This is a genomic window from Pseudomonas sp., from assembly GCF_050739995.1.
GTDB lineage: Bacteria > Pseudomonadota > Gammaproteobacteria > Pseudomonadales > Pseudomonadaceae > Aquipseudomonas.
In genome coordinates this window covers 1-10,644 of sequence record NZ_JBOICG010000328.1, presented here as the reverse complement: position 1 = coordinate 10,644, position 10,644 = coordinate 1, and the positions used below count along the sequence as shown (strand labels likewise).

Below are 10,644 nucleotides of genomic sequence, written 5' to 3'. Positions count from 1 at the left end.
GATCAGCGCCTTGTTCACTTCCAGCAGTGTGCCGGAACGCTTGAGAGCGTCCTGCACGATGCTCAATTGTTCCTGGGCACGCAGCAGTTCGCGGTATGTGGCGATGATCTGGCTGATGGTCTGCGCGACGGTAGCCTTGAGGTTCAGGCGATTGGCCTGTTCCGACAGGCGTGACAGGCGCAGCGGTGCGGTGGTGGCGTCCCAGCCGGCGCCGCGCATCAGTGGCTGGATGATCGACAGGTCGAGACCATCACGGCGGTAGCGGCCGGCACGGTTGGCGTCGTTGAGTTGCTGGGTCCAGTTCATGCTCAGCCGGGTGCCGTACTCGCCCAGCAAGGTCGCGTTGGGTGCCAGGTTGGCGTTACGGGTGTTATCGGCCGAACCACGGGTGGCGCGGTAATAGCTGTTGAGGGTGAGCTTGGGGTTGAAGGTGTCTTCGGCCACGCGCAAGTCGAACTTCTGTGCCACCCGTTGCAGGTAGGCACTGCGGATCGCCGGGTTATTGCGCAGGCCCAGGTATACCGCATCACCCAGGGTGATCGCGGTGACCTGGGCATTGAGCGACACGCCCCGGTCGTAACCGCTGCGAGTAGTACTGGGAGCCGAAGGGTTGATCACCACGTCGGCTGCCATGCCGGGCAGGCTTACCAGTGCCAGTAACCATAGCCACTTACTCATCGCGCAGGGCCTCCACTGGCTGCAACCGTGAAGCCGAGACCGCCGGATAGATGCCAAAGAACAACCCCACCAGCAAGGTGCTGCCGACTCCCAGTGGCAGGGCGGCGACCGCCAGGGAAAACACCCAGCCCGACAGCCAGGCGTAGAGCCAGGCTGCCGTCATGCCCAGCACCGCACCGCACAGCGCACCGACAGCGGTCAAGGTCACTGCCTCTAGGAGAAACAGGTTGCGAATATCCCGCTGGCGCGCGCCCAGGGCCATGCGGATGCCGATCTCGCGGCGGCGCTCCGAGACATTCATCAGCATCACGTTCATCACGCCGACACCGCCGCCTACCAGGGAAATCGCCCCCAGCGCTAGCAACAAATAAGCAAAGGTGCGGCTTTGGCGGGTCATGCCATCGATCATTTGCTGGGGCACCTGGATGTCGACGTCGTGGTCGGTGAGCTGGGTTTTCAGCGCGACGGCGGCATCCTGAGCGATGCGCTCCATGTCCTGGCCCGGCGCGGCGCGGATAATCACGTTGCCGATCTGCGGGTTGGCGTAGATGCGGCGCATGCCTTCGGCGGGGATGAACAGCGACTCGTTGATCTGGACCGGGATCAGCAGGGAGCGGGGTTGGCTGTTCAGGATGCCTACGATCAGGAACAGGTAGTCGCTGATGCGCACTCGATCGCCCAGGTTCAATGGGTCGCCGGGTTTGCTCAGAGCCTGGGCAAGTTGGTCGCCGATCACCGCGTAGGTTTCATTGGCGTCGAAGCCCGACAGGAAACGACCCTCTCGCAGGGTCAGGCGCATGGCGTCTTTGATATCTGGCGTGCTGCCGACGAAGTTGGCATTGACGGTGCGCCCGTGAAACACCATCGGGCCGCTGAACAGTGTGATCGCGCCAATATGGGCAATGCCTGGCACCGCTTGACGCACGGCCTCAAGGTCTAGGCTGGCCCGCATGGTTGCACGGCTGTTGCCCTTGGGCGGGAATTGGGCGACCAGCGTGTCGGTGCCCATGTCCTTGAAAATCATGGCGGCGTCGGTGGCGGCGTTGTGGCCGATATTGATCAGTGCCACCACCGATGAACTGCCGATGACGATGCCCAGCAAGGCCAGGATCGAGCGTTTGCCCAGGGTACGCAGGCTGACGAATGCTTCATGCAGCAGTTGGCTCAGGTTCTGTTCGACCCGCAGGCTCATAGGCAACCAGCCTCATGCACCACGCCATTGCGCACCAGGATCTTGCGCTCCAGACGCTCGGCGATGTGGGCGTCGTGGGTCACGATGATCAACGTCACCTGTTGTTCGCGATTGAGCGCCAGGAGCAGGTCCATGATCTCTTGGGCGGTGGTGCTGTCGAGGTTGCCGGTGGGCTCATCGGCCAGGATCACTGAGGGTTTGCCGACCAGGGCCCGTGCAATTGCCACCCGTTGACGCTGGCCGCCGGAGAGGTCGGCCGGACGATGGTGGGCACGTTCGGCCAGGCCGACTTGTTCCAGCATGCGCAGGGCTTGTTCCACCGAGTCATGCCGCGATACGCCACGGTAGCTCAGGGGCAGGGCGACGTTGTCGAGCGCGCTGAGGCGTGGCAACAGGTTGAAGCTCTGGAACACAAAGCCGATTTGCTGGTTGCGGATCGCGGCCAGCTCATCGGGGGTGGCGCTGAAAATGTTGTGGCCGGCAAAGTGATATTGGCCGCAGTTGGGCAAATCGAGCAGGCCGAGGATATTGAGTAGGGTGCTTTTGCCGGAGCCGGAAGCACCGAGGATGCCGCAGCTGTCACCACTGGCGATGGACAGGCACACATCATTGAGAATGGACAGTTCCTGCCCGGCGAGCTGATAGCGTTTGCCGATGCCTTGCAGGGAGATCAAGCCTGGGTGCGTGGGGGTATCTATCATCGTGACTACGCCTGCAGTCTCGACGGTGCCACTATGCCCCCGTAAATCTTTGTAACAAGTTCGGGAGCTGCCTGGTACGCGTCACGGACTGGTTTTATTTCTTGTTTTTAAAATATTGTTTGAATAGTAACCGTGTTCCACCGGCTCCGCCAGCTATCGAACTAGAGCTGTTTTACCCTTCAAAGCGAATGTGCGGCGGTTGGGTCCGGGCGGGTGAAAAAGCCCTTTGACTCGCCTCCATCGCCTGCTTATACAGGCTTTCCGTAGAATGTCGCCGTCTCAGGGACTTGCTTTCAGTGGCATGCCCCGGTATAAAAAATCAAAATATTTTTTAAAACATTATTTCCCCAGTGGGACTTCTACCCTTATGGTCGCGAAGAAACTCAGCGCTCCAAACGTTACCAAGACTCGACTGCTGGATGCGACAGAGGCTCTCTTCATCAAATATGGTTATGACGCCGTCTTGTTACGGCAGATTACCGAGCGTGCCCAGGTGAACCTGGCTGCCGTGAATTATCACTTCGGGGACAAGGATTCCCTGATGAAAACCTTGTTGATGCAGCGCCTGGAGCCGCTCAACGAGCAGCGTCTGGAACTGCTCGCGCGTTGCGAGGCCGAATCCGACGGTCCGCTGGACTGCGACACGTTGCTCGGCGTGCTATTTGCACCGGCCATGGGCCTGGAACGCAGCGATCCGGCCAGCGGGGAAGGGCGCTCCTTCATTCGTTTCCTGGGCCGTGTCTACAGCGACACATCGCCGTTTATCCAGGAATACCTCAAAGTGCATTACCAGCCGGTGTTCCAGCGTTTCTTCGAAGCCTTCGCCCTGGCCTTGCCGGACCTGCCGCGCAATGAGCTGGGGGTGCGCCTGCAATTTGCGCTCAAGGCGATTTCCGGGGTGATGGCCGGTACTGAATTGCGCCTGTTGATGAACTCCATGAGCCTCGGTCGCCCGGCCACGGATGCCGAGGTGATGGCCAAGTTGATCACGTTGGTGTCGGCGGCGATTCGTGTGCCGCAGCAGAGCCCGGAGGCGGAAACCGCGCTGGCCAAGGTGCTGGACACCCAGCGAGCCATCCGCGAACAAGCGGTCGCCCCTGTCGCCAAAGCATCGCGCTAGGTCAAATCCGAGGCAAAAAAAGCCCGCTGGGGCGGCGGGCTTGATGTGCAACATTTGTAACGGATGAGGCTTCACCCTACGTCTCGGGATGTGAAGAGATCGTGAAAAATATGTAAGAGAAAGTATGAAAGTGTTGCCCTGGATAAACAGGTCAATGGGCGCGTCCTTATATCTTCCAATGCCCCGCACTTTTCGCCAGGCGCTGGCGCATGGCATCCACATTGGCCGCCAGTTGCACAGTCAATAAACGGTAACCATCCAGAGCGCTGTAGACCGGCGCATCCAATACGGGCTCGCTGCCGCTGATGTGGCTTGGGCGTTCCAAACGTTCTGTCACCCCCGACTTCAACGCCCGTGCCATTGCGACCAACTGCACGCGGATCTGCCGATGTTCGGCCTTCAACACTACCTGCATCCGCGCCATCGCCTGTTCATCGCGCGGGTCCGGTCGGGTATTGCCGAGAATTTCCAGGGTGCTGATGCACATGCGCAGGTGCCGCTGGATTGCGTCCAGCTCGGTCATGGAAATCCGCACTTCCTTGGACACCGACGGCATCAGTGACCGCAGTTGCAACATGGCCGCATTCAAGCGGTTGAGCAACTTCAGGTGTTCATCATCCGTCACGGACTGGCCGTTGATGATCCGGCTGTAGATCGCTGCGCAATCACGCAAGGCGCTTGCCAGGTTGTAACGCCACGAGTACACGGCATACAGCGGCAGGGCAAAGGAGAAGGCCAGGGCCAGGACAATCCCGATCAGGATGTCGACGGTACGCCACAGGCCATCGGAGATTGGATTGTCCCCATGACCTGCGACGATAAACACGGTGATCGCCGACAGCAGGGCGATGTACCCACCCTTGCCGATCGCGTGATAGGAAAAGAACCCGCACACCACTGACATCAACAGATAGGTCAGCAGCGGTTGCCCAAAGTAGGCCTGCTGTACCACCAGCAACAAACCGACACTGGCGCCGATCAGGGTGCCATAGGCACGCTCCACGGCTTTCTTGCCAATATTACCGTGGTGCTGCAGCCCGCCGATCACGATCAGCATGGTCACCGATGCCCATTCACCGTGGGGCAGGTTGATACCCGTGGTGAGCAGGATCGTTGCGAGCAAGCCGATGGACACACGCACGGCGTGGATCAACTTGGCATGGCGATAGCGGCGGTAGGGGTCGAGCAGTGGGCGCAGCAGGCGCCGGGCGAACAGGGGCAGGTTCATCGGTATTAAAGTGACCTCAAAAATCAGGGCGTACGCGGTTCAAGTGTGGGAGGGGCTTGCCCCCGATAGCAGTCTCTCAGTAACAGATAGGCTGACTGATCCACCGCTATCGGGAGCAAGCCCCCTCCCACATTTAAATCAGCATGCTTCTTAGAAGATGTAGTCGGTTGTCAGGAAGCTTGAGTCACGATTACGCAAGATGTCACTGACCAGCGCCTTGTTGCTCTCCTGGAACTTGGTCGCCACCAGCGTTCGGATCGAGAACACGCGCAACGCGTCATGCACCGACAACGTGCCTTCGGCCGAGTTCTTGCGGCCGTTGAACGGGAAGGTGTCCGGGCCACGTTGGCACTGGGCGTTGATATTGATCCGGCCGACCTGATTGGCGAAGGTGTCCACCAAGCGACCCACTTGCACGGCATCGGTACCGAAGATGCTCAACTGCTGGCCGAAATCCGAGTCCAGCACGTAGTCGATCACTGTTTCCAGGTCACGGTAGGGCACGATCGGCACCACGGGGCCGAACTGTTCCTCGTGGTACACGCGCATCTGCGGGTTCACCGGGTACAGCACCGCCGGGTAGAAGAACGAACCACGACTCTCACCGCCGTGCTCATTCACCACCTTGGCGCCGTGTTGCGCCGCGTCGGCTACCAGAGCGTTGAGATAGTCCACCTTGCCCACTTCCGGCAATGGCGTCAGCGCCACGCCGTCTTCCCACGGCATACCGGGCTTGAGGGTGACCAGCTTCTTGTTGAATTTCTCGATAAAGCTGTCGACGACGTCCTCATGCACAAACAGGATTTTCAGTGCGGTGCAGCGCTGGCCGTTGAACGACAGCGAACCCGTGACAGCCTCGCTCACTGCGTTATCCAGGTCGACCTCCGGCAGCACGATGCCGGGGTTTTTCGCATCCAGGCCCAGCGCCGCACGTAGGCGGTGTGGCTTGGGGTGCAGCTTTTTCAGGTCACTGGCGGCCTTGTTGGTGCCGATAAACGCAAAGATATCGATCTTGCCGCTGGCCATCAGCGCGCTGACGGTTTCGCGGCCACTGCCGTAGATCACGTTGATGACTCCGGCCGGGAAGCTGTCGCGGAAGGCTTCCAGCAACGGGCGGATCAACAGCACGCCGAGCTTGGCCGGCTTGAACACCACGGTGTTGCCCATGATCAATGCCGGGATCAGGGTGGTGAAGGTCTCGTTCAGCGGGTAGTTGTAAGGGCCCATGCACAACGCCACGCCCAGCGGTACACGGCGGATCTGGCCGAGGGTGTCCTGTTCCAGCTCGAAGCGGCTGGAGCGGCGGTCGAGTTCCTTGAGGGCATTGATGGTATCGGTGATGTAGTCGCAGGTGCGGTCGAATTCTTTCTGCGAGTCCTTGAGGTTCTTGCCGATCTCCCACATCAGCAGCTTGACCACCGCATCCCGCTGCTCGCGCATGCGCCGCAAAAAAGTTTCGACATGCTGGATACGCTCGGCGACGCGCATCGTTGGCCATTCGCCCTGGCCACGGTCATAGGCACGCACGGCGGCATCCAGGGCGGTGAGGGCGGTCTCGGCATCCAGCAGCGGTGTGCTGCCGATGTGGACACGCTCTTCACCGAATTGCACCGGGCTCTGCACTTTGGCCAATGGGCCGTTCCACACCTGCAACTGGCCATCGACCAGATAATCACGCTGTTCAATGGGCGCTCCGAGCTGGAATTGCTGAGGAATCTCGGCGGCGGAGGCGGGAAACAGCTGGGCGAGCAGGTTACTGGTGGTCATGTCGCTACCCCTGGAATAGTTGCAAAACATGACTAGAGAGTCACCCAACAAGGGGCTCTATGGCAAGGCTTGTGCGCTTTGGCTTACGCAGGGCAGCGGGCGCCGGTTAAACTAGGCGCCTTTTTTGAAGGAGTTCTCATGAGTCAGTACCAGTCTGGCATTCTTGCCGCACCGGTGCCTTTGCAGGCACGCCATCTGTTCTTTTCCGTGACAACCCTTGACGCTGTGCCAGGCGCGCTGGACGCACTGGTGCAGCTCGTGGATTCGCAGGCGGTGGTCGGTTTTGGTGAGCCGCTGGTCAGTGCGCTGGGTACACACATTGATGGCCTGCGCACGTTCCCTGCCGTCAGTGCGCCAGGTGCGCACAACCCATCGACCCAGCAGGCGCTGTGGGTGTGGCTGCATGGCATGGATCGTGGTGAGCTGCTGTTGCGTAGCCGTGCCTTCGAAAAAGCCTTGGCCCCGGCGTTTCGCCTGGAACAGATGACCGAAGGTTTCCGCTACAAGACGGGCTTCGACCTCACCGACTATGAGGACGGCACCGAAAACCCTCACGACGATGCTGCGGTCGAAGCCGCACTGACCGACAGCGGCGCCAGCTTCGCCGCGATCCAGCAATGGCAGCACGACCTCGACGGCTTCGCCGCCTTGCCGGCCCAGGAGCGCGACCACATCATCGGCCGCCGCCATGGCGATAACGAAGAACTCGACGACGCTCCTGCATCCGCCCACACCAAGCGCACTGCCCAGGAAAGCTTTACCCCGGAAGCCTTCGTGGTACGCCGCTCGATGCCGTGGGCCGAGAACGGCCAGGCTGGGTTGATGTTCCTCGCGTTTGGCCATTCCTTTGACGCGTTTGAAGCGCAGTTACGCCGGATGAGCGGGTTGGAAGATGGCATTGTCGATGGACTGTATCGCATCAGCAAACCCTTGACCGGTGGTTACTACTGGTGCCCGCCGATCAAGGATGGGCATCTGGATCTGACGACGCTCTCTATCACGGCAAAGATCTAAAAAAGAGGGCTTGCTCGCGAATACGGTGTATCAGTGAAAAGTCTATTGACTGACACACTGCATTCGCGAGCAAAGCCCTGGCGGCTGACATTGCCCGCAAGACTGTGCCCGGCGATCCGATGCCGGATACGTCGCTCCAGGCGGTGGGGGATTGGCGGGTGGCAGAACGGTTGATTTAGCCAGCAGGTACGCTGGAACTGTCTGGGGGCCCGTGCCCACACAAAACACAGCAGCTGACCTCCAGATGTCCGTCAATGGGATGCCAGGCCGGCTTGTCGAACCTCCCAGGAGCGTACCTACATGCAGATTTCAAATATTTCCATATCGTATTCTTCAGCGGCACATTCGGGCTCCAATCCCTTTTCGCAAACCTCGGATTCGGATCTGGCCAAAGCATTTGGTGCCAATTTCTCAGCCTTCAAAGACCCCGCGACGGGGAATGCAACGGTGGATAAAATCCGCGAGGTCGCAGGCCGTGGGCTGACTGGCGATGCGCAGAAAGATAAAGAAACGCAGCTGGCCCGGGAGTTACTCAAGCGCGACCATGTGATGGGCGCTCTGGACTCGGTGGATGACAATGGCAAGCGCGACGGCATCATCGGGCCTTGGAATCCTCAGATGGCGGCTGATCAGTTAGCGTGTAATCGCTGTATGACGATGCAAACGTCCTCGGTCCAGATTACCTATTGATCTTGAGTTGGTTTGTACTGCGAGCAGTAAATCCAGACCCTGGGCGTACTCACAGCGCAACAGGCGGGGAGGTTGCTCGCCTTTGTCGTGCAAGCCCTTTGCGCACGGCGGACGACGAGGGGTTCGGCCAGGATGTGCTGGAGCTGTTGAACGCGGTGCATATCCTCATCTGGTTTTGCCCAAGCGGTGGGGGGATGGTGAAGACTGGACACTGGCGAACATGAAAATTCTGACAGCCAGGTAATCGGCGACTGAAAAAAATCCCACCTGCCCGTACTCTAGGGGCCTTTGTCACCTGTGTGGATTGTTCATGTCTTCTGTCGCCGATGGGTTGCCCTCCAATAAACGCTGGCCGGCGGTAATCGCCCTGTCTTTGGGGATTGGCATGGCAACCCTGGACACGGCCATCGTCAACACCGCGTTGCCAACCCTGGCCGAAGGCATCGGCACCGATTCGGCCTCGGTGATCTGGGTGGTCAATGCCTACCAGTTGGCGATTATCGCCACGGTGCTGCCCTTTGCTTCCTTGAGTGATGTGCTGGGGCACCGTCGGGTGTATCTGGGCGGCTTGCTGCTGTTCATTGTCTCGTCGCTGTTTTGCGGGTTGGCCGGTTCGCTGCTGACCTTGACGGCTGCGCGGGTAGCGCAAGGGCTTGGCGCGGCGGCCTTGATGAGCGTCAACACTGCGTTGTTGCGGCATATCTACCCCTCGAAAATGCTCGGGCGCGGCTTGGGTTACAACTCGCTGGTGGTGGGGCTGGCGTTTACCCTCGGGCCGACCGCCGCGTCGGCGATTCTGTCGGTGGCGACCTGGCATTGGCTGTATCTGATCAACGTACCGTTGGGGCTGTTGGCGCTGGGCTTGGGTTTGCGCTCTTTGCCGGTACTGCCATTGACCGGGCATGCGTTCGATCGTCTTGCTGCGTTGTTGTGTGCCGGGTTGTTTGCCTTGCTGGTATTGGGGCTGGGTACGGCCGTGCATGGTGCCCAGGGCGCATTGACCTTGGGTTTGATTGCGGTAGCGCTGGTGTGCGGTGCGTTGCTGCTGCGCCGCGAAATCGGTCATCCGGCACCGATGCTGGCTGTGGACCTGTTCAAGCGTCCGGTGTTTGCCTTGTCATCCCTCACCGCGATCTGCGCCTTCAGCGCCCAGGGGCTGGCCTTTGTGTCGCTGCCGTTCCTGTTACAGGCGGTGCTGGGGCATAGCCAGGTGGAAACCGGGTTTCTGATGACGCCTTGGCCGGCGGTCGTGGCCGTGATGGCGCTGGTGGCGGGGCGCCTTGCCGATCGGGTGTCGCTGGCGGTGCTATGCGGTATCGGGCTGTTGATGCTTGGCGTGGGCATGGCCGCGTTAGCCACCTTGGGCAGTGGCGCATCGGCCTTTGATATCGGCTGGCGCATGGCGCTGTGCGGCGCCGGTTTTGGCTTCTTCCAGTCACCCAACCTCAAGGCGATCATGACCAGCGCTCCTTTGGCCCGCAGCGGCGGGGCCAGCGGCATCGTGGCGATCTCGCGGTTGCTGGGACAGACGCTGGGGGCGTCGTTGGTGGCGTTCTGTTTCCACCTGTCCCTGGGTAGTGGCCCGCAGTACGCCTTGTGGCTGGGCTGCGGATTTGCGCTGGTGGGGGCTGTCGCCAGTGGGCTACGCCTGCTTCCCTATAGGAAAGCGCTGTGATTACGGCTACCGTGGCGAGCTGGATATTTCGGGATGTTTCAGATTTATGTCGAGCCAGGCCCAACTCACAGCTGACCGCACCTCCCGCCGCGCCGCGCTAACCCTTGCTTTATGCCTGCCCAGCGATGTGCTGCTCTACCTGCTGCTGCCCATGGAATCCCAAGCCTTTGGCATCACCTTAGCCCAGGCCGGAGTGTTACTGGCGGCCAACCGGCTGGTGCGGATTTTCGGCTATCACCATGTGTTGAATTTCTATGCGCGCAACGGTGACCGACTGACCTGCATGATCGCAGCGGGGGCGGCCACGGTCTGTGCCTTGGGTAACTCGATGTTGTCGGGTTTCGCCGCGTTGCTGGGACTGCGCCTGATCTGGGGCCTGTGCTTTGCCGCGCTGAACCTGTCGACCCAGGTGCTGGCGACCTCGGAGCCCGCTGGGGCGGCGCGCCGGGCCGGGCGTTCACGGGCGATGATTGCCCTGGGGCCGATGCTGGCCTTGCCTCTGGGCGGCTGGCTGACCTTGTGGGCCGGGCCACGTCCGATCTTCCTGATTCTTGCCGGGTGCTGCCTGTTGGGTTTGTG

At 60.5% G+C, this 10,644-nt stretch carries 10 protein-coding genes; 5 read left to right on the top strand and 5 right to left on the bottom strand.

All coding sequences use genetic code 11. The annotated features are described in order from the left end of the window. The 3 genes from ACRESD_RS10975 to ACRESD_RS10965 all read right to left on the bottom strand — a co-directional run. On the bottom strand, positions 1 to 678 hold a 678-nt coding region (locus tag ACRESD_RS10975; RefSeq protein ID WP_431750932.1), incomplete at its 3' end, for a TolC family protein. Continuing rightward, a complete protein-coding gene (locus ACRESD_RS10970; RefSeq protein ID WP_431750931.1) occupies positions 671 to 1,870 on the bottom strand; it encodes an ABC transporter permease in 1,200 nt (399 codons plus the stop codon). The genes ACRESD_RS10975 and ACRESD_RS10970, both read right to left, overlap by 8 nt. After that, positions 1,867 to 2,571, bottom strand: coding sequence for an ABC transporter ATP-binding protein (locus ACRESD_RS10965; protein ID WP_431750930.1), 705 nt, complete (start codon positions 2,569 to 2,571; stop codon positions 1,867 to 1,869). Before ACRESD_RS10965 ends, ACRESD_RS10970 begins: the two co-directional genes overlap by 4 nt. A gap of 367 nt (positions 2,572 to 2,938) precedes the next feature. Here ACRESD_RS10965 and ACRESD_RS10960 point away from each other — a divergent pair, with 367 nt between their 5' ends. Continuing rightward, complete coding sequence (locus tag ACRESD_RS10960) at positions 2,939 to 3,691, top strand: TetR/AcrR family transcriptional regulator (protein WP_431750929.1); 753 nt, start codon at positions 2,939 to 2,941, stop codon at positions 3,689 to 3,691. Between the two features lie 166 nt (positions 3,692 to 3,857). Here ACRESD_RS10960 and ACRESD_RS10955 read toward each other — a convergent pair whose 3' ends face one another. Then, on the bottom strand, positions 3,858 to 4,919 hold the full coding sequence (locus tag ACRESD_RS10955; RefSeq protein WP_431750928.1) for an FUSC family protein: 1,062 nt from the start codon (positions 4,917 to 4,919) through the stop codon (positions 3,858 to 3,860). Between the two features lie 150 nt (positions 4,920 to 5,069). Then, complete coding sequence (locus tag ACRESD_RS10950; RefSeq protein ID WP_431750927.1) at positions 5,070 to 6,686, bottom strand: NADP-dependent glyceraldehyde-3-phosphate dehydrogenase; 1,617 nt, start codon at positions 6,684 to 6,686, stop codon at positions 5,070 to 5,072. A 138-nt stretch (positions 6,687 to 6,824) separates the two neighbouring features. Between ACRESD_RS10950 and ACRESD_RS10945 the strand changes: the two genes are divergently transcribed. The 4 genes from ACRESD_RS10945 to ACRESD_RS10930 form a co-directional block, all read left to right on the top strand. Then, positions 6,825 to 7,700, top strand: a complete 876-nt coding sequence (locus ACRESD_RS10945; RefSeq protein ID WP_431750926.1) for a Dyp-type peroxidase — start codon at positions 6,825 to 6,827, stop codon at positions 7,698 to 7,700. A gap of 300 nt (positions 7,701 to 8,000) precedes the next feature. Continuing rightward, positions 8,001 to 8,390, top strand: a complete 390-nt coding sequence (locus ACRESD_RS10940) for a hypothetical protein (protein ID WP_431750925.1) — start codon at positions 8,001 to 8,003, stop codon at positions 8,388 to 8,390. Between the two features lie 310 nt (positions 8,391 to 8,700). Continuing rightward, complete coding sequence (locus ACRESD_RS10935; protein ID WP_431750924.1) at positions 8,701 to 10,065, top strand: MFS transporter; 1,365 nt, start codon at positions 8,701 to 8,703, stop codon at positions 10,063 to 10,065. 46 nt (positions 10,066 to 10,111) lie between these two features. Next, a partial coding sequence (locus ACRESD_RS10930) for an MFS transporter (RefSeq protein ID WP_431750923.1) occupies positions 10,112 to 10,644 on the top strand: 533 nt, incomplete at its 3' end.